Origin of the sequence: Staphylococcus sp. GDY8P198P, from assembly GCF_017891615.1 — a bacterium.
Classification (GTDB): domain Bacteria; phylum Bacillota; class Bacilli; order Staphylococcales; family Staphylococcaceae; genus Staphylococcus; species Staphylococcus cohnii.
Genome location: NZ_JAESJQ010000012.1, coordinates 185,601 through 205,787 on the forward strand (window position 1 = coordinate 185,601; position 20,187 = coordinate 205,787).

At 34.5% G+C, this 20,187-nt stretch carries 20 protein-coding genes; 2 read left to right on the plus strand and 18 right to left on the minus strand.

Annotated elements, in window-relative coordinates; all coding sequences use genetic code 11:
* Nucleotides 1–168: 168 nt before the first annotated feature.
* The 16 genes from nusG to KA824_RS10240 form a co-directional block, all read right to left on the minus strand.
* Nucleotides 169–717, minus strand: a complete 549-nt coding sequence (nusG, locus tag KA824_RS10165; RefSeq protein ID WP_107385924.1) for a transcription termination/antitermination protein NusG — start codon at nt 715–717, stop codon at nt 169–171.
* 14 nt (nt 718–731) lie between these two features.
* Nucleotides 732–911 (minus strand): preprotein translocase subunit SecE, encoded by a 180-nt coding sequence (secE, locus tag KA824_RS10170; RefSeq protein ID WP_019468575.1) that lies wholly within the window; start codon nt 909–911, stop codon nt 732–734.
* A 127-nt stretch (nt 912–1,038) separates the two neighbouring features.
* Nucleotides 1,039–1,182 carry a 50S ribosomal protein L33 gene (gene rpmG / locus KA824_RS10175; RefSeq protein ID WP_071560108.1) on the minus strand — a complete coding sequence of 48 codons (144 nt, stop codon included), beginning with the start codon at nt 1,180–1,182 and terminating at the stop codon, nt 1,039–1,041.
* A 122-nt stretch (nt 1,183–1,304) separates the two neighbouring features.
* A complete protein-coding gene (locus tag KA824_RS10180) occupies nt 1,305–1,886 on the minus strand; it encodes a sigma-70 family RNA polymerase sigma factor (RefSeq protein WP_107385923.1) in 582 nt (193 codons plus the stop codon).
* 72 nt (nt 1,887–1,958) lie between these two features.
* The gene (locus KA824_RS10185; RefSeq protein WP_019468577.1) at nt 1,959–2,483 is read right to left on the minus strand and encodes an NYN domain-containing protein; all 525 of its coding nucleotides are present in this window, start codon (nt 2,481–2,483) and stop codon (nt 1,959–1,961) included.
* The gene (gene rlmB / locus KA824_RS10190; RefSeq protein WP_210133265.1) at nt 2,480–3,229 is read right to left on the minus strand and encodes a 23S rRNA (guanosine(2251)-2'-O)-methyltransferase RlmB; all 750 of its coding nucleotides are present in this window, start codon (nt 3,227–3,229) and stop codon (nt 2,480–2,482) included. The genes KA824_RS10185 and rlmB overlap by 4 nt, the downstream gene beginning before the upstream one ends.
* Before the next feature lie 7 nt (nt 3,230–3,236).
* Entirely contained in the window at nt 3,237–3,623 is a 387-nt protein-coding gene (locus tag KA824_RS10195) for a Mini-ribonuclease 3 (protein WP_107385934.1), read from the minus strand.
* A 1-nt stretch (nt 3,624) separates the two neighbouring features.
* Nucleotides 3,625–5,025: a cysteine--tRNA ligase gene (gene cysS, locus KA824_RS10200; RefSeq protein WP_107385922.1), complete on the minus strand. Its 1,401-nt coding sequence runs from the start codon at nt 5,023–5,025 to the stop codon at nt 3,625–3,627.
* Nucleotides 5,009–5,650: a serine O-acetyltransferase gene (gene cysE / locus KA824_RS10205; protein ID WP_037539884.1), complete on the minus strand. Its 642-nt coding sequence runs from the start codon at nt 5,648–5,650 to the stop codon at nt 5,009–5,011. The genes cysS and cysE overlap by 17 nt, the downstream gene beginning before the upstream one ends.
* A gap of 323 nt (nt 5,651–5,973) precedes the next feature.
* Complete coding sequence (gene gltX / locus KA824_RS10210) at nt 5,974–7,428, minus strand: glutamate--tRNA ligase (RefSeq protein ID WP_107384255.1); 1,455 nt, start codon at nt 7,426–7,428, stop codon at nt 5,974–5,976.
* A 440-nt stretch (nt 7,429–7,868) separates the two neighbouring features.
* Entirely contained in the window at nt 7,869–8,927 is a 1,059-nt protein-coding gene (locus KA824_RS10215) for a PIN/TRAM domain-containing protein (RefSeq protein WP_181187643.1), read from the minus strand.
* Between the two features lie 74 nt (nt 8,928–9,001).
* Nucleotides 9,002–10,372, minus strand: a complete 1,371-nt coding sequence (gene radA / locus KA824_RS10220) for a DNA repair protein RadA (RefSeq protein ID WP_107385920.1) — start codon at nt 10,370–10,372, stop codon at nt 9,002–9,004.
* A gap of 347 nt (nt 10,373–10,719) precedes the next feature.
* Nucleotides 10,720–13,182, minus strand: coding sequence for an ATP-dependent Clp protease ATP-binding subunit (locus KA824_RS10225; RefSeq protein WP_107384975.1), 2,463 nt, complete (start codon nt 13,180–13,182; stop codon nt 10,720–10,722).
* 11 nt (nt 13,183–13,193) lie between these two features.
* Entirely contained in the window at nt 13,194–14,204 is a 1,011-nt protein-coding gene (locus KA824_RS10230) for a protein arginine kinase (RefSeq protein WP_181187688.1), read from the minus strand.
* A complete protein-coding gene (locus KA824_RS10235; protein ID WP_019468587.1) occupies nt 14,197–14,748 on the minus strand; it encodes a UvrB/UvrC motif-containing protein in 552 nt (183 codons plus the stop codon). Before KA824_RS10235 ends, KA824_RS10230 begins: the two co-directional genes overlap by 8 nt.
* Before the next feature lie 24 nt (nt 14,749–14,772).
* Nucleotides 14,773–15,234: a CtsR family transcriptional regulator gene (locus KA824_RS10240; RefSeq protein ID WP_019468588.1), complete on the minus strand. Its 462-nt coding sequence runs from the start codon at nt 15,232–15,234 to the stop codon at nt 14,773–14,775.
* 156 nt (nt 15,235–15,390) lie between these two features.
* On the opposite strand from KA824_RS10240, the gene KA824_RS10245 reads away from it, so the two are divergent.
* Nucleotides 15,391–16,605, plus strand: a complete 1,215-nt coding sequence (locus KA824_RS10245) for a NupC/NupG family nucleoside CNT transporter (protein WP_107384973.1) — start codon at nt 15,391–15,393, stop codon at nt 16,603–16,605.
* 69 nt (nt 16,606–16,674) lie between these two features.
* On the opposite strand, the gene pdxT is transcribed toward KA824_RS10245, so the two are convergent.
* Nucleotides 16,675–17,250, minus strand: coding sequence for a pyridoxal 5'-phosphate synthase glutaminase subunit PdxT (gene pdxT, locus KA824_RS10250; RefSeq protein ID WP_107385918.1), 576 nt, complete (start codon nt 17,248–17,250; stop codon nt 16,675–16,677).
* A 1-nt stretch (nt 17,251) separates the two neighbouring features.
* Nucleotides 17,252–18,139, minus strand: a complete 888-nt coding sequence (pdxS, locus tag KA824_RS10255) for a pyridoxal 5'-phosphate synthase lyase subunit PdxS (RefSeq protein WP_019468591.1) — start codon at nt 18,137–18,139, stop codon at nt 17,252–17,254.
* Nucleotides 18,140–18,236: 97 nt separating this feature from the next.
* Between pdxS and pdxR the strand changes: the two genes are divergently transcribed.
* Nucleotides 18,237–19,613 (plus strand): MocR-like pyridoxine biosynthesis transcription factor PdxR, encoded by a 1,377-nt coding sequence (pdxR, locus tag KA824_RS10260; protein WP_107385917.1) that lies wholly within the window; start codon nt 18,237–18,239, stop codon nt 19,611–19,613.
* The last annotated feature ends 574 nt before the right edge of the window (nt 19,614–20,187 follow it).

The following is a 20,187-nucleotide window of genomic DNA, read 5'->3' on the forward strand; positions in this document are numbered from 1 at the left end:
TTAATTTAAATCACTTTAGTGATTAGGGAGTTTAATGCATATAAAGTAACACTTCTTGCTTATGCAAGTGCCTGTGCACTTGCATTCACTCAAATAATCCTCAAACTAAATCATTCATTCAGTTTCAATGGTCTATGACACATAGACCATCCAACCTGTATCATATGATTATAATTTTTCAATTTGATCGAATTCTACTTCAACAGGTGTTTCTCTACCAAACATGTCTACAAGAACTGTCAATTTAAATTTATCCGCTTCAATTTCTTGAACTTCACCAACTTGATTAGCAAATGGACCTGATTTGATTTTAACTTGCTCACCTAAATTTAATTCAACATCAATTGTTTTTTCTTTCATGCCCATTTGTTTCAAGATGAAACGTGCTTCTTCAGGTAATAATGGATTCGGTTTTGATCCAGCACCTGCTGAACCAACAAATCCTGTAACACCTGGTGTATTTCTGACAATATACCATGATTCATCAGTCATGATTAATTCAACTAATACATAGCCAGGAAATGTTTTTTTAGTTAATGTTTTAGCTTTGCCATCTTTAACTTGTGTTTCTTCCTCTTCAGGTATAACCACTCTGAATATCAGTTCAGTCATATTCATAGATTCCACACGTTTTTCTAAATTCTTTTTAACTTTGTTCTCATAACCAGAATAAGTATGCACAGCATACCAACGCTTTGCGCCAACTTCCTCAGACATGTCGTCACTCCTATCTATTTAATTAACTCTATAACTCTACCAATACCTAAATCTAAGACATAGAAGAAGGCTAAGAAAAATACTACCGTTGCCACAACGATTACAGTATATTTAAATAATTCTTCTTTCGTTGGCCAACTTGTCTTTTCCATTTCTGACTTTACGCCTTGAAAGAAATTTTCTTTTTTAGCCATTAGCAATACCTCCGTATTAATTCGATTTTCTCATTTGCTTATACATACGACAAATTAAGCAAATACAATACTCACAACTAAATTGGAAGGTTATATTTACTCAATTACTTAATCTAATATACCGACATTATTTTGCTTCTTTATGAACTGTATGTGCGTTACATCTTGGACAATACTTCTTCAATGTCAATCTTGATGTAAGGTTACTTTGCTTAGGAACATTATAATTTCTATTTCCACACGTTTCACAGCTTAATGGCACTTTTTTCATTTTACTTCACCTTACTCATTATAATACCAATCTACTATACATAACATCTCTGTCAATTGTCAATCTTCCACCATTGCTTTCTATTAACCCAAAAATCAATTAATACCTATCAATCACTGATTTTAATTCGGACGCTTTGGGTTAAATGCACGCTTCAATTTCAGTTTACATCTATGTATCGTATTGTAAACTATTTTAACATTTAGATTTAAAATGCAGGCAATTTCAGATGGTTTATAGTCCTTTAAAATATAATTTATAATGCCTTGTTCTAGCTCTGTTAATTTTTCAATTCTTTGATGCAGCATCGTCAGTTTTTCGTTTCTTAAAATAATTTCATCCGTTTGTCGGGTTTGCCTTAACATTTGGACACTAATTAACATTTCGTTTTCTAACAATCTTTGCCGTCTTAAATCTGCTGATTTTTTTCTTATATAATCATTTTTGGCATTTTTGATAGTGCGATTTACATAATGTACCAATGGGATTTCTTTAGAAAAATCAAATTGTCTTAACGCTTTGAATAATTTAAAAAGTATTTCTTGTTGTAGATCTTCTTTGTCATCTGGATGTATTGAAAAATGATTCAAACATTTCAATATATGTGGCTGTAATTTCTCTAGTAAATCGATTAAGAAATGAATATCTTGCCATTTGCTTTTTGAGACTGATGTTGGTTCTTGATGGTTTGTTCTTTGTAGCATACTTTAAATCCTTTCATTAGGTTAAAGTTAGCATACAAAGTACTCTGTAAAAAAAGCAAGGGGACAATCTTCTTATTTATGATTGTTACCCCTTCTGATTTTTTCAAATTCTTCCAAAATTTCATTGGACAGCTCTATACGCGTCCGTGGCTTCTGCTCATTGAACCCTTCAAGCTTTTTTGAAACCGAAACTTCATTTTCTCTCAAGTCTCTCCACATCTCTCTTGAAGAGATACGATAAGCACCCGCACCAAATATGGCATGTTGTTCACTCATATCACTTGTTACCACTGTGATGTGTCTTGTATGTTTGTCATATAAATCATACACATATTTTTCTATAAAACTGTCTGCTGTTTCTTTTTCTTTAGTAAAGACAATCTTCACACCATGATACATATATTCTGACGACATGCCCGATTGTTCGTAAGCGTCAAACACACAAACAACCTCATCAGCTATGACTGCATTATAATTTGCAATCGCAGTTAGTAGCTGATCACGTGCTTCTTCCAAATTTTCTTGGGCTATTTGACTTAAATCTTGTGATTGGCCAATCATATTATAACCGTCAATAATCAAGAAACGATCCTTCATGGTTTTTCTCCAATCTGATTACGTTTACGGTAGACTTCATACATCATTAAACTTGCCGCAACAGAGGCATTCAAACTATTTACATGCCCTACCATCGGAATATTTATATAAAAGTCGCATTTATCTTTTGTAAGTCGGCTCATACCTTGGCCTTCACTTCCGATAACGATTGCTAATGGCATACCGGCATCCATTTCACGATAATCTGTTGAATTTTCCGCTTCAGCACCAACTACCCAATAACCATGATCTTTTAATGTTTCAATAGTATTCGCTAAGTTTGTAACACGCATGACAGGTACATGTTCAATCGCACCTGTAGATGCTTTTGCAACTGTCTGTGTGAGTGCAACCGACCGCCTTTTAGGAATAATGATGCCATCCACACCTGAAGCGTCCGCAGTTCTTAAAATTGATCCTAAATTATGGGGATCTTCTAAGCCATCCAAAATTAGAACAGTAGATAGTTTTTCGTTATCTTTTTGTTGTGCTAAAAACGCATCAAAATCTGCATATTCATATGGTGCAATGTATGCAGCGACACCTTGGTGAGGTGCATCAGACATACCATCTAATTTCGATTTTGGCACTGCTTGTACAATGATTTTGTTACTATTTGCCTTTTTTAAAATATCATTGATTTGTCCTTTTTTTACTGTATCCTGAATTAAAACCTTATTAATTGTATGCCCAGAAACAATCGCTTCTTTTACGGCATGACGACCTACGATTACAATCTCTTCCAAAGTCTCACTACCTTTCATCTACATTTTTTACAATGCATTCAAGCAACGAGGTGAGTCGTTCTTGATTTTTTTCTAGATATAAAAATCCGAGGATTGCTTCTAAACCTGAACTTTTTCGATAGGTTTGAATATCTGTGTTTTTGGCTTTAGTATAACTCTTAGCATTTCTGCCTCGACGCACGATATCTAATTCTTCATCTGTAAACCAGTTACTTTCAAATAAGTACTCAAGTGATTGCGCCTGACTTTTTGCAGAAACATAACGCTTAGCCTCTTGATGTAGACGATTGGGTTTCGCTTTTAACTTCAATATAATGTATTCTCTTACAAATTGATCTAAAACGGCGTCACCCATATATGCTAAAGTTAATGGATTTAACAACTTATTATTCATGTTACCCACGTTTGAATCTCACACCTTGTGGCGTATCTTCTAAAATAATATTTTGTTCTTTTAACTGGTCACGAATTTCGTCTGCACGTGCAAAATCTTTATTTTTTCGTGCATGATTTCGTTCTTCAATGAGCGCTTCGACATCTTCGTCTAATAATTCATCACTGTTTGATGCTTTTAAAGGAACACCTAAAACATCACTGAAAATTTGATAAACTTCTTTAAAACGTGCAATCACTTTGGTAGATGTCGTATTTTCCAAGACATATTTATTCGCTAGTTTTGATAAATCATACCAAGCTGTGATGGCATTAGCAGTATTGAAATCATCATTCATAACTGTTTCAAACTGATCTAATATTTGATTGATTTCATCAATATATTGGTCTTGCGCTTCAATATTAGTTGCAATTGCTTCTCGCTCTTCAAGGGATTGATAACTATTACGAATACGTTCTAATCCACTTTTAGCTGCCCCAACAAGCTCCATGTTATAGTTAATCGGGCTTCTATAATGTACACTAATCATAAAAAAGCGTAAGACATCTGGATCGATTTCTTTAATAATGTCATGCACTAAGACAAAATTGCCCAATGACTTACTCATTTTTTCATTATCTATGTTGATGAAACCATTATGCATCCAATAATTTGCGAATGGCGCATGGTTATGTGCTTCTGATTGAGCAATTTCATTTTCATGGTGTGGAAATTGTAAGTCTGTACCACCCGCATGAATATCAATTGTTGCCCCTAGCTCGTGATAAGCCATCACTGAACATTCAATATGCCAGCCTGGTCTACCTTTGCCAAATGGACTATCCCAACTAATTTCATCTGGTTTCGCCTGTTTCCATAATGTAAAATCGAGTGCATCTTCTTTTTGTTCCCCTTGCTCAATACGTGCACCTACTTTTAAATCATTCAACGATTGATGGCTTAATTTACCATAATCTTCAAATTTACGTGTTCTGAAATAAACATCGCCACCACTTTCATAAGCGTATCCTTCTTCTATAAGTTCTTCTATAAACTTAATAATATCGTCCATATGATTCATGACTCTTGGATTTGAAGTCGCTTTTTTGACATTTAATGCGCCCACATCTTCATAAAATGCATCGATATAGCGGTTAGCTATTGTATTTACTGGTTCATTTAATTCTTTGGAGCGTTTTATTAATTTATCATCTACGTCCGTAAAGTTTGAAACATAAATCACTTCATAGCCTTGGTACTCAAGATATCTTCTAACAACATCATAGTTAATTGCAGGTCTTGCGTTCCCAATATGAATGTAATTATATACAGTTGGTCCACAAACATACATCTTAACCTTACCTGGTTCTATTGACTTAAACGTTTCTTTTTGACGTGTAAGTGTATTATATAATGTAATCATCTTGAATCTCTCCATTTCTTGTTTTCTCAAGTTGTTTCTCTAATTGTTTTAATTGCTCATAAATAGGGTCAGGTAAATTACGATGGTCAAATGTTTTACCGATTCTTCTTCCGTCTTGTTTTACAATATGTCCTGGTATGCCGACTACTGTAGAATAGCTAGGCACCGAGTTCAACACTACGGAATTCGCGCCAATATTAACATTTGAATTAATTTTAATATTACCAAGTACTTTTGCTCCCGCTGCAATTAGTACATTGTCTCCAATATCAGGATGACGCTTTCCTTTTTCTTTACCTGTTCCACCTAAAGTAACACCTTGATAAATAGTAACATTATCACCAATCCTACATGTTTCACCTATCACTACGCCCATACCGTGATCAATAAATAAACGCTTGCCAATTTGAGCGCCTGGATGTATTTCTATCCCTGTAAAGAAGCGTGTAATTTGAGAAATCAATCTTGCTAATACATATTTTTTCTTTTTATATAAAGCATGTGCAATTAAATGACTCCACACTGCATGTACTCCGGCATAAGATGTAACCACTTCTAATGTCGTACGTGCTGCTGGGTCTTGCTCAAACACCATATTTACATCATCTTTGATTCTTTTCAAAATTTCAAACAAGGTTGCGACCTCCTTATTAAAAAAGCACCTCCAACATCATATTGTTAGAGGTGCTTTGCACGGTTCCACTCTTTTTTAATAAGCTGATTCCTCAATCACGTAGTAATACAACTTATATTGACTCATTTACATTATTTAATTCTTCAAACTAAAGGTGCATTCAACAATGTTTGTGTTGTGCTCACAGCGACCGCACACTCTCTTGACACATACCATTGCATACTAATCCTTTAGCCAATTCACATATTATAATAGTTGGTAAATTGTAATTTTTCAAGTGTTATACCTTTAAGCCTTTTTATTCACACTATGCATTAAACGTATTTTTTTAAGCGGTTCAACACTTTGTCTTTACCTAAAACTTCAATTGTATTTGGTAGCTCTGGTCCATGCATTTGTCCAGTTACAGCTACACGTATCGGCATAAACAATTGTTTACCTTTGATGCCTGTTTCTTTTTGAACTTCTTTAATTGTCTTTTTAATTTCAGCAGCTTCAAAAGGTTCTAAAGCTTCTAATTTGCCATATAAATGGTTCATAAGTTCAGGAACTTGTTCACCATCAATAACTTCTTGCTCATCTTCACCTAATGTTTGTTCATCTCTGAAGAAAATTTCAGATAACGGAACAATTTCGCCAGCATAACTCATTTCTTTCTGATAAAGTGCAATAAGTTTACGACCCCATGCTTTATCTTCTTCAGAAGGGTTTTCAGGTAATAATTCCGCTTTAACTAAATGTGGGAAAGCAAGTTCAAATACTGTTTCAGTATCTTTTTGCTTCATATATTGGTTGTTAATCCAAGCTAATTTTTGTTTATCAAAAAATGCAGGTGATTTAGATAAACGTTTTTCGTCGAAGATTTTGATGAACTCTTCTTTAGAATAGATTTCATCTTCACCTTCAGGAGACCAACCTAACAATGTAATAAAGTTAAATAATGCTTCAGGTAAGTAACCTAAATCTCTATACTGTTCAATAAATTGAAGTATTTGGCCATCACGTTTACTTAATTTTTTGCGTTCTTCATTTACAATCAATGACATATGCGCAAATCTTGGTGGTTCCCAACCAAATGTGTCATAAATCATTAATTGTTTTGGTGTATTAGAGATATGGTCGTCACCACGTATAACGTCTGAAATTTCCATGTAATGATCATCAACAGCTACGGCAAAGTTATATGTTGGTATACCGTCTTTTTTGACAATTACCCAATCTCCCATATTGTTTGAGTCAAATGAAATTTCACCTTTAACCATATCATCGAATTTATAAGTTGTATCTTTTGGAACACGAAAACGAATAGATGGTTTACGTCCTTCGGCTTCAAATTGTTGGCGCTCTTCTTCAGTTAAATGTGCATGTTTCCCACCATAACGTGGCATTTCACCACGCGCAATTTGTTGTTCACGTTCTGCTTCTAACTCTTCTTCTGTCATATAACATTTATATGCTTTATCTTCATCTAATAATTGTTGGATAAGTGGATTATATATTTCAGCGCGTTCTGACTGACGGTAAGGACCATAACCTTTATCTTTATCTACTGATTCGTCCCAATCAATACCTAACCATTTTAGGTTATCGAATTGTGATGATTCTCCGTCTTCTAAATTACGTTTGCTATCCGTATCTTCTATACGTATTACAAAATCTCCATCATAATGTTTAGCAAATAAATAGTTAAATAATGCAGTTCTTGCATTACCAATATGCAAATAGCCTGTTGGACTTGGTGCATATCTAACTCTTACACGATTACTCATTATGTTCACTCCTGTTTAAAATTTTTACGATTTAATTTTATTTTTTTCATCTTAACTGTGTTTACCCATAAAATACACAACGCTTATGTCAACACGACTCCAATGAAGTTCATATTAAAAAATAATGTTTCAGCATTTAAAGTATATTGCTTGTTCGCTTACTTATAATATCATAGCTCATCATTTTTTAAAGCATTACTATATTAAAATCAAACATTTCTTTGTTTTTAAATTCAACAGTATAATTCTAAATATAGTAATACAATTTCGCTATCTATTGTAGCACTTTAAAGCTGATTATGATATTACCGCGCTTAAATTTAACTGTTTATATAAGAATTCTTTTACATCTTCTCTATTTAGTGTTTTACGCTAAAAAAGGTTTCATGTGAAACTGTAACTGTTGTTGCTACATTTCAAATGAAACCTTCACTTCAATTTCAATATATTTTTTTCGCAAAAATAATGCGTCCAGAAGATGTTTGTAATAAACTGACGACTTCTAAATCAACGTGCTCACCAATATGTTTTTTAGCATTATCTACGACAACCATTGTACCATCCTCTAAGTAACCCACTGCTTGTCCGGCTTCTTTGCCCATCTTAGTTAACAATAAGTTAAGTCGATCACCTTGGTGAACCGTTGGCTTAATGGCTTCTGATAAATCATTGACATTTAGTACTTGAATCCCCTGTATATGACAAACTTTATTTAAATTAAAATCTGTAGTTATAATTTGAGCTCTATAATGGAGCGCTAGTTTAATTAACATTGCATCTATATCACTGTGTGATTTTGTAGGTTGTATGATACGTGTAGGGTGTTGTGCATCATGTAATGCATTTAGCATATCTAAGCCTCTTTGCCCTTTTTCTCTCTTCACACTATCGTTCGCATCTGCAATGACTTGCAGTTCATTAATCACACCTTGCGGAATTAGGATTTCTCCATCTACAAAACCACATTCTAAAACATCTAGAATACGTCCATCTATAATTGCACTCGTATCAATCACTTTTGGCATCGCATTTCGTGTGTTCATAGCCATAGAACGCGTCATGTTTTCTGGCAAAAACAAAAGCATTTCATCACGCTTACGTAAACCAAATAGAAAACCTAAATATCCCAATATGATTGTAACAATGATTGGTACAAAATGATTTAACACATTGTTGCCAATAATTTGGAAAATAAATGATATCATTACGGAAATAAGCAACCCTATAATGAGTCCAATTGTGGCAAACAATATTTCTATCGCACTTTGACGCATAATCATTTGTTCTAGATCTTTCATTGCTAAAGTTACCTTTTTAATAAACCATCCAAAGATTACAAAAAATAGTATAATCCCTAATAGCCCATTGAAATAATTATTTGTAAGTAGCATGAAATGACTCAAACCAGCATCTGCAATAATTTCTGGAATAAGATACACGCCTAAACTTGCACCCAGTATAATATAGCACAAGATTACAATGAGTCTTATCATGTTCAAATGCTAACGCTCCTTTCGCATGAAAGCTATTTTGATTACATGAGCCATGTAATCATTTAAATATATGTTGTTGATTAATGTTTTGTTAAGGCATATTTTAATGCCTCGTGCACATTTGTCACACCAATGACTTTGATATTGCTAGGAAATCCCCAGCCCCCAATATTAGATTCAGGAATAATAATGCGTTTAAAACCTAGTTTTTCCGCTTCTTGTACACGTTGTTCAATGCGAGAAACACGTCTCACTTCTCCGGTTAAACCAACCTCACCAATAAAACAATCTAATCCATCTACAGTTAAATCTTTAAAACTTGAGGCTGTAGCAACAATGATTCCTAAATCGACAGCAGGTTCTGTTAATCTTACGCCACCAGCTACTTTAATATAAGCATCTTGTTGTTGCAGTAAATAATTCTCTTTTTTCTCTAATACAGCCATCAACAAACTTAAACGATTGTGATCTATTCCTGTAGCCATACGTCTAGGGTTATTAAAGGTTGTTGGTGTTACTAAGGCTTGAACTTCAATTAATAATGGTCTTGTACCTTCCATCGTAGACACGATTGTTGAACCTGGAACATTCGTAGAACGCTCTTCTAAAAACATTTCTGAAGGGTTTTTAACACCTTTTAATCCACTCTGCTTCATTTCAAAAATACCCATTTCATTCGTAGAGCCAAAACGGTTTTTCACCGCTCTTAAAATACGATAAGCATGATGCTCATCACCTTCAAAATAAAGTACCGTATCTACCATATGTTCTAACAGACGAGGCCCTGCAATCTGACCTTCTTTCGTTACATGACCAACAATAAAAGTGGCAATATTTAGTTGTTTAGCTATATTCATCAAGCTCTGTGTACTCTCCCTCACCTGAGATACCGAACCGGGCGCAGAGCTGATTTCAGGGTGGAAAATGGTCTGTATAGAATCTACAACAAGCAAATCAGGCTTCAATTGTTTAACTGTCTCATGTATCACTTCTAAATCTGTTTCTGCAAATACATTTAAATTACTTGAGTCTTCATCTAATCGATCCGCTCTTAATTTTGTTTGGTTTAATGATTCTTCACCAGTTATATATAAAACATTTTTATCTTGTGATAATGCAGCACATATTTGTAACAATAGTGTTGATTTACCGATACCTGGATCGCCACCAATTAATACAAGCGAACCATTTACAACCCCGCCACCAAGCACTCGATTAAATTCTGCTGAATTCGTTTTAATACGTGGTGTTGTCTCATGCTTAATATCATTTAACTTCTGTACTTTGGCAGTATTTTCGCGACTACGTACACCATGTTTTGGGCTTGTCGTTTTCTGTTCTATTATTTCTTCCATTTGATTCCATCCACCACAGTTAGGACATTTCCCCATCCATTTAGGCGACTGGTAACCACATGCCATACATTCAAAAACCACTTTCTTTTTGGCCAAAACTGCACCTCCATCTTTATTGAACAAATCTATTTTATACCTATGTTTATGTAAAAACAAATTTTATTTACAAATGATTTATTTTGATATTTTATATGCTAAATAAATAGCTTTATATTGTAATATACAAATGAATATATTGCAAAAATCTATTTTTTTAAAATAACACTATTATCTCTATAGCACCATCAAAAAGATATACTTTCTTGATATTCAAATTAGATACAAGTTAACATCATATTTCTTCATCATACTGTATCACATTTGCTTAATAAAAAAAGCGTTTCTCAAGCTATATATAAATACTTGAGAAACGCGTTGGCACTATTACCTATATTTATCTAATTTTATGATTCAGAAGTTTCTTTTTCTTTTTTATCTTCTGTTCTATCTTTAATATCATATTTATATTCTTTACCGTCATGATCGATATAGACATTTTTACCTTCGATTTGGTTACCATCTAAGATTAACTCACTCAAGTTATCTTCAATTGTTTTTTGAATTTCTCGAATCAGTGGTCTAGCACCATACTCTGGGTCATATCCTTCTTTAGCGATGCGTTCTTTAGCTGCATCAGACACGATAATGTCGATATCTTGTTCTGATAAACGATCTGTAAGTTTATTTACCATCATTGTCACAATTTCTTTCAATTCATCTTGAGAAAGTTTGTGGAATACAATGATGTCATCTACACGGTTTAAGAATTCTGGACGGAAAGCATTTTTCAATTCTTTCATCATTGTCTTACGGATTGATTCATAATCTTGTCCTTCAGATGCGCCGCCAAATCCTGCAAAACGTTGATCTTGTAATTCTTGGGCACCAACGTTAGATGTCATAATAATCACAGTATTACGGAAGTCTACTTGACGACCTTTTGTATCTGTTAGATGTCCGTCATCTAATACTTGTAACAAGATATTAAATACATCAGGGTGCGCTTTTTCGATTTCATCAAATAATATAACTGAATATGGTTTACGTCTTACTTTTTCAGTTAATTGACCGCCATCATCATGACCAACATAGCCTGGAGGCGCTCCTACTAAACGGCTGACAGCATGTTTTTCCATGAACTCACTCATGTCTACACGAATCATTGCATCATCTTCACCAAACATTGTTTCTGCTAATGCACGTGCTAATTCTGTTTTACCGACACCTGTAGGGCCTAAGAAGATAAAGCTACCAATTGGTCTTTTAGGATCTTTTAATCCAGCTCTTGCACGTCTCACTGCTTTACTGATTGATGTCACTGCTTCTTTTTGACCAATAACACGTTTATGCAACGTATCTTCCAAGTTAAGCAAGCGATCAGATTCTGTTTCATTAATTTTTGTTAATGGAATGCCAGTCCAACCAGCGATAACTTCACCAATATCTTCTTCAGATAAGGATGTGTTCGCGCCGTTTTGGCTATTTTTCCAATTATTGTTTGCTTCTTCGTATTGTTTTTCTAATTTAGTTTGTTTATCACGTAAATTAGCTGCATTTTCAAATTCTTGTGCATGTACAGCTGCATCTTTTTCATTTTTCACTTGTTCAATTTCTTGTTCCAACTCTTTTAAGTTTGGTGGTGTTGTATGGCTTTTTAGTCTTACTTTTGAACTTGCTTCATCAATTAAGTCGATGGCTTTATCTGGTAAGAAACGATCAGATACATAGCGATGACTTAATTTCGCTGCTGATTCTAAAGCTTCATCAGAAATGTTAATGCGATGATGTGCTTCATAACGATCACGTAAACCTTTTAAGATTTCAATTGTATCTTCAACAGTTGGTTCATCTACTTGAACAGGTTGGAAACGACGTTCTAACGCTGCATCTTTTTCAATATTTTTACGGTATTCATCTAGTGTAGTCGCACCGATACATTGTAGTTCGCCACGTGCCAATGCTGGTTTTAAGATATTTGATGCATCGATAGCACCTTCTGCACCACCAGCACCTACTAATGTGTGTAGCTCATCAATGAAAAGAATGACGTTACCTGCTTGGTGAATTTCTTCCATAACTTTTTTCAAGCGTTCTTCAAATTCACCACGATATTTCGTACCAGCAACGACTGTTCCCATATCTAATGACATCACACGTTTACCTTTAAGTGTTTCAGGTACTTCATTATTAACAATTGCAAGTGCTAAACCTTCAGCAATTGCTGTTTTACCGACACCTGGTTCCCCAATTAATACTGGGTTGTTCTTAGTACGTCTGCTCAATACTTCAATCACACGCGTGATTTCTTTATCTCTGCCAATGACAGGATCTAGTGTGCCATCATTAGCAATTACTGTTAAATCACGTGCAAGGCTATCTAACGTTGGCGTATTATTGGATTTATTTGCCTGTGCATTTTTATTACTCATTTCAGGACTTCCTAAAGCTTTCACTACTTGAGCGCGTGCTTTAGTAATGTTTAAGTCTAAATTAGCAAAAACACGTGCAGCCACGCCTTCATTTTCTCTAATTAAGCCGAGTAATATATGCTCTGTGCCGACGAAGTTATGGTGTAATTTTCTTGCTTCATCCATTGATAACTCAATAACTTTTTTAGCACGAGGTGTGTAATGTAACGCACCCATTTGTTCTTGACCGTGGCCAATTAATTTTTCAACTTCTGTTACTACTTTTTCTTCAGTAATATCAAAAGATTCCAACACTTTTGCTGCAATACCTTCTGGTTCTTTCATTAAACCTAAAAGTAAATGTTCTGTTCCTATATTTGAATGATTTAAGCGAATTGCTTCTTCTTGAGCATGTGCCAATACACGTTGTGCACGTTCTGTCAGTCTACCAAATAACATAGCATGACCTCCTAATTTATATGTTCTCTTAATATATCTGCTCTTTTTTCGTTAACTGTTCTATCATCTTCATCATCTAATAAGAATGGCGATTGAATTGCAACCATCAACTCATTAAATTTGAAGTCTTCTAAATCAATATAGTCTAAGTCTATACCTAATTTTACTTCACTTAATCTAAATGATGCTTCTTCCATAGATATTAGTCTACTATATTTTAAGATACCTAACGAACGATATACTCTATCTAAAGTATCAATTTTATTATGCTTGCTTAGTCGTTCGCGAATTTGCATCTCTTCATTAATAATTTGTTGTACTACTTCAGTTAAACTTTCAATAATTTCTTCTTCTGTTTTTCCAAGTGTCAGTTGATTGGAAATTTGATAAATGTGACCGTATACTTGAGAACCTTCACCATAGATACCTCTTATCGTGAATCCAAAACGATTTATCGTTTGAGCGATTCTATTCATCCGCTTCATAATCGTAAGTCCAGGTAAATGTAACATTACGCTTGCTCTCATACCAGTACCAATATTCGTCGGACAGGTAGTTAAATAACCAAGTGTTTCATCAAAACTCACATCTAATTCACTGTCTAGTGTGTCATCCAATGCAGAGGCTCTTTCGTATAATGTTTGTAATGATAAATCATTACCCATGGCTTGAATTCGTATATGATCTTCTTCATTAACCATAATGCTTAAAGATTCATCTTCATTTAAAAGTACTGCAGCAGCAGGTCTCTTTATTAACTCGGGACTTATAAGATGTTTCGCTACAAGTTTATATTTGCTCTGTTGATCCATCGTGTCTAATCTCTGTATAAACATGTTAGGAAGCGCATCTTGAACTTCATTTATCACTCTATTTCCATCTTGTTCTGATGCAAACATCAAAGGGTGTACATGATTTTCTAAATTTCTGGCCAAACGCAATCTCGAAGACATTACGATTGGACTTTCTGCTTCGTCTCTCATCCACTCACTAATGTGAGTGCTGATATCATTTTTACTCATCATGTTTCACCTCGCTGTCTTCTTTCAATGCTTTAATTTCATCTCTAACAACTGCAGCTTCTTCAAAATTTTGTTCTTCAATCAACTGATTTAAATAAGACGTTTTCTCTTCTATTTGTTTTTTTAAAGCTAACTTTCTATGTGAAGAGCGCGGTGTTTTTCCAGTGTGTTCGATTTGACCACCTTGTACACGTCGTACAATATCGACAATGTCATCTTTAAAAGTTGCGTAGCAGTCTGCACAACCAAATTTACCAACATGCGCAATATCTTTTAATGTCATTTGACAAGTAGGACATCTCTTCTCTTCTTTAAATGCAATTTCATCGAAATCAATACCGTGTTTCGCTGCTAAATGTTGTAATATTTGTTTTACAACAAACGCACCTTCAATGTCATCTTGTGACTGCATTTGTTGGTTTTGAGTCCACGGGTTACCGCCTTGCGCGCATGTAGCACAAACCCATTTTTCATGTACACCGTCTTGTCCTTTAACTGCTAACTTTACCTCTGCTTCATTTAAATGACAATTTTCGCACAGCACGACTAAACACCTCTCTTAATTTCTTTAATAATAATTTATTACATGTAATATTCGTTTCACTATATTAGCACGTATAATATCTCTTGATAATACATCCATTTTCAAAGTTTCTCTATCGATTACAGCGTAAATCATTTTTGCTTCGCGTTCACTAATATAAGCTTTATCTAACAAACCATCTATGATGTAATATGCTTGCTGTTGTGAAATAGATGGTCCGATGAGTTGAAGTAAATGATTAATATAACCTGTTTCATCTTTGTTTTCAATTTTAGTGATTCGAATATAACCACCGCCACCTCTTTTACTTTCTATTTCATAACCATGTTCATTTGTAAAACGTGTTTTGATCACATAGTTTAGTTGAGAAGGCACACAGTCAAATCGCTGTGCAATATTGGCACGTTGAATTTCAACAACGTCTTCATTGGTGTCTTCAAATAATTTTTTAATGTACTGTTCTATGATGTCGGACATGTTATGCATGATTATCACCTCTTTTGACCTTCTTTGACTATATTATATGACCAACTTTGACCTTTTTCAACCAATATGTTTTAAATTTTTTCGTTTTTAGATGTAAGTAAGCGCTTGTTTATTGTATTATAGGAATTAAGAAAAAATTTAAAGGGATGAATTATTATGCATATTATTATCGGTTTAATTGGTATAGCTGTGTTTCTTGGGTTAGCTTTCCTCTTTAGTTCTGACAGAAAAAATATTCGCTGGCAATACATCGGCTTATTACTTGTAATACAACTTGTATTTGCGTTTATATTATTAAAAACAAAATTTGGTATTACGGTCATTGGTGGCATTTCAGATGGCTTTAATTATTTATTAGCTAAAGCTGCTGAAGGTGTCAATTTTGTATTTGGTGGATTTGAATTTGTAGATCCTGAAAATCCACCGTTCTTCTTCAATGTATTATTACCAATCGTTTTTATTTCAGCATTAATTGGTATCTTACAATACACAAAAATATTACCGTTCATTATTAATTATTTAGGTTTAGCTATTTCTAAAGTAAACGGAATGGGTCGCTTGGAATCATATAATGCGGTGGCAGCGGCAATTTTGGGACAATCAGAAGTTTTCATTTCACTCAAAAAAGAATTAGCACTTATCCCTAAACAACGTCTTTATACATTAACTGCTTCCGCGATGTCTACAGTATCGGCTTCTATTATAGGGGCTTATTTCACATTAATTGAACCCAGATATGTAGTTACAGCTGTAGTATTAAACTTATTTGGTGGGTTTATCATTGCTTCTATTATCAATCCATATAAGGTAGATGCAAAAGAAGATAAATTAATTGTTGAAGAAAGTGAAACAGAAAAACAATCCTTCTTCGAAATGTTAGGGGAATATATTTTAGATGGGTTTAAAGTTGCTGTAATTGTAGGTGCGATGCTTATCGGTTATATAGCAATTATCGCTTTGTTAAACGGTGTTGTGAGTGCAATTTTCACTGCAGTTTCTGGTGGAAGTATTACATGGGATTTCCAAACTTTGATTGGATTTATATTTGCACCATTAGCATTTTTAATTGGAGTACCTTGGGACGATGCTGTTCAAGCTGGCTCGATTATGGCAACAAAATTACTATCTAATGAATTTGTCGCTATGCAAAGTTTAAATGAAGTTAAAAATATCAGTGACCACGCTAAAGGTGTAATCTCCGTATTTGTTGTTTCTTTTGCTAACTTTAGTTCTATTGGTATTATTTCCGGCGCAATCAAATCACTTAACAATGAAAAAGGTGATATGGTAGCGCGCTTTGGTTTGAAACTTTTATTTGGTGCAACACTTGTATCATTTATTTCTGCAGCAATTGCAGGTTTCTTTATCTAATTAAATTGACAAAAAGAAAAAAACAGGTCAATCCATTTTGGAATTGACCTGTTTTTTTCTTGCGCTGTATTAAACTTTCTCAATTGTCGTAGGTGTTACAATATGTTCAATGAAATATTGCGTTACGCGATAATCTTCTGTTAATTCTGGATGGAAAGATACACCTAAATAACGGCCTTCTTGAACTGCTACAATTTTCTCACTAACTGTGCTCAATATCGTAGCATTCCCATGTACTTCTACAATATGTGGTGCCCTGATAAACACACCTTCTATATCTTCTGCTATACCAGTAATATTTAAATGACTTTCAAAACTATCCACTTGTCTTCCAAACGAATTTCGTTGAACCGTAATATCTAATTTATTGAGATATCCTTCTTCTCCAACAATATCCTTTGCCATAACTATAAGACCTGCACAAGTCCCGAACATAGGTAATTTAGATTGTTGTAATGCTTCTTTAAACCCATATAAATTCATTAAACGGCGTAACGTTGTCGATTCACCACCTGGTAGTATAAGACCATCAATTTCGTCTAATTGTTCCACATGTTTAATGGCAATACCTTCGTGGCCACTTAATTCAATATGCTTCAAATGTTCTCTCACAGCACCCTGTAAAGCTAAAACACCTATTTTCATATTACCAACCACGCTCTTGCATACGTTCTTCTAGTGATAAATCATTAATGTCTAAACCTTTCATTGCTGTTCCCAACTCTTTAGCTAATCTACCAATCAATTCGTAATCTTGATAATGTGTCGTAGCCTGTACAATTGCTTTTGCAAATTTTTCAGGATCTTCTGATTTAAAAATACCAGAACCAACAAATACGCCATCTGCACCTAATTCCATCATCAAAGCAGCATCTTGTGGTGTTGCTACACCACCCGCTGCAAAATTCACAACTGGCAACTTGCCATTTTCTTTAATTGATTTTAATACATCAAAAGGTGCGCCTATATTTTTAGCTTCCGTCATAATTTCATCATCATTCATTACTGTTATACGGCTTACTTCAGCATTAACTTGTCTAATATGTCTGACAGCTTCAACAATATTACCAGTACCAGGTTCGCCTTTTGTACGTAGCATTGCCGCTCCTTCGCCTATACGACGCGCTGCTTCACCTAAATTACGACAACCACAAACAAATGGTACTGTAAAAGTATCTTTGCGTAAGTGGAACTCTTCATCAGCAGGCGTTAAAACTTCTGATTCATCAATATAGTCAACACCCATTGCTTCTAGTACACGTGCTTCTGTTATATGACCAATACGTCCTTTTGCCATTACAGGTATAGAAACAGCATTCATTACTTCTTCAACGATTTTAGGATTGGCCATTCTAGCAACGCCACCAGCCGCTCTAATATCTGAAGGAACACGTTCTAATGCCATTACAGCAACTGCTCCTGCCTCTTCTGCAATCTTCGCTTGTTCAGCATTGACAACGTCCATAATAACGCCGCCCTTTTGCATTTCAGCCATTCCTCTTTTAACTCTTTCTGATCCAGTAAATTTAGACATTTTATTTACCCCTTTACTTAGTTGATTAAATTCATTTTAAAAGATAAACTGGTATTTAAAAAGGTACACTTTTGAAATAATTTAGGGGGTCAGTTTATTGTCTAAAAATCATCTTTATATCAATTTATACGAAAATTTAAAACAACAAATTATTGAAGGACAATATAAGTCTGAAGATAAATTTCCGTCTAAACGTGTGTTAGGACAACATTTATCTGTAAGTAACACAACAATAGAACATGCATATCAGCTATTATTAGATGAAGGGTATATTTATTCTAAACCGCGTTCGGGTTATTTTGTTTCAGATATAGAAACGCTTCCAATTGTCACAAGAAAACCAGATCAATTCTATATTCATAATCACTCAAAAAATAATCATGATGCAGTACAGTCAGACCATTCATTAGCATTTAATTTATCTGAAATTGATGCTGAATATTTTCCTATGAAACAATTTAGAAAATATGCAAAAGATGCATTTGAAGATGAAGAAATTGATTTACTACAACATGCTAATTTAAAGGGCGAAATTTCATTAAGACAAGAAATTGCGCATTACTTATTTAATAGCCGTGGCGTTAACTGCCGACCTGAACAAATTATCATTGGATCTTCAACAGAGCAGCTTATAAACCTTTTAACTGACATTTTAAATGATGGTCGGTTTTTAATAGAAAATCCTAGCTACCCACCTATTAAGCAAGTATTAGATAAAAAGCAAATTGCTTATCTTCAAGTACCAGTAAATAGTACAGGAATAGAAATAGATTGCTTTCAGAAATCAAATAATAATATCGCATATGTCACGCCATCGCACCAATTTCCAACAGGTTATGTCATGAGTTTAAAAAAAAGAACCCAACTTATCACTTGGGCACAACAAAGCACTGATAGATATATCATTGAAGATGATTATGATTCTGAATTTCGCTACTTCGGCAAACCCATTCCTGCTTTACAAAGTCTTGATACTAAAGACAAAGTAATATATATTAGTACCTTTTCCAAATCTTTATTTCCAAGCTGTCGAATTGCATATTTAGTTTTACCAAATAATTTACTATCAAAATATGACAAGTTAGAAAACAAAGAAGGAAATACAGTACCTGCGCATACACAAAAAATAGTTTCACACTTCATGAAATCAGGTAGTTTTGAAAGACATCTCAATAAAATGAGAAATGTATATCGTCATAAATTAACAACAATTTTAAATGCATTAGCTCCCTATCAATCACAATTAACAATAGATGGTGCTTTAGCGGGTATGCATTTTACACTCACTGTTAAAAATCATTTGACTATGAAGCAATGCTTAGAACGTGCAAAGGCAAATGATTTAAAAATAATACCCTTTAATAAATATGATAGTGAGCAAAGCACAGTTAAATTCATACTAGGCTTCGGTGGCATCCCAATATCACAACTCAAAGCACATACAGACGCACTGATTAAATCATTAACGGTCTAGTATGAATTTCTTTGCTAGATTTCCTACTGGCTAAAATTTCAGAATAGTAAAGTACCACTCTCAATTTATTGAGCTAGTGGTACTTATGCATGTGTATCAACTCAATGTTACAGTTCTTCGAACTGGAAGTTAAGCTCCTTTTAATACAAAAAAAGAGACCTCTCGGTCTCGGCTCATCGCATCCTATTTAATTGCCTGGCAACGTCCTACTCTTGCGGAACGTAAGTCAGCTACCTTCGGCGCTAAGGATCTTTCCTGACTTTAGACAAGCGCTCGCATCTTTTCTCAGTTTCACGCTTTCCTCACTCACTTACCACTTGTAAGCTCGTTTCGTCTTTCGCTCACTTCGTCAGCTTCAAGCGCTTTCTTTTGTCAGTTTGCAGTTCTTCGAACTGGAAGTTAAGCTCCTTTTAATACAAAAAAAGAGACCTCTCGGTCTCGGCTCATCGCATCCTATTTAATTGCCTGGCAACGTCCTACTCTTGCGGAACGTAAGGCAGCTACCTTCGGCGCTAAGGATCGTTCCTGACTTTAGACAAGCGCTCGCATCTGTTCTCAGGTTCACGCTGTCCTC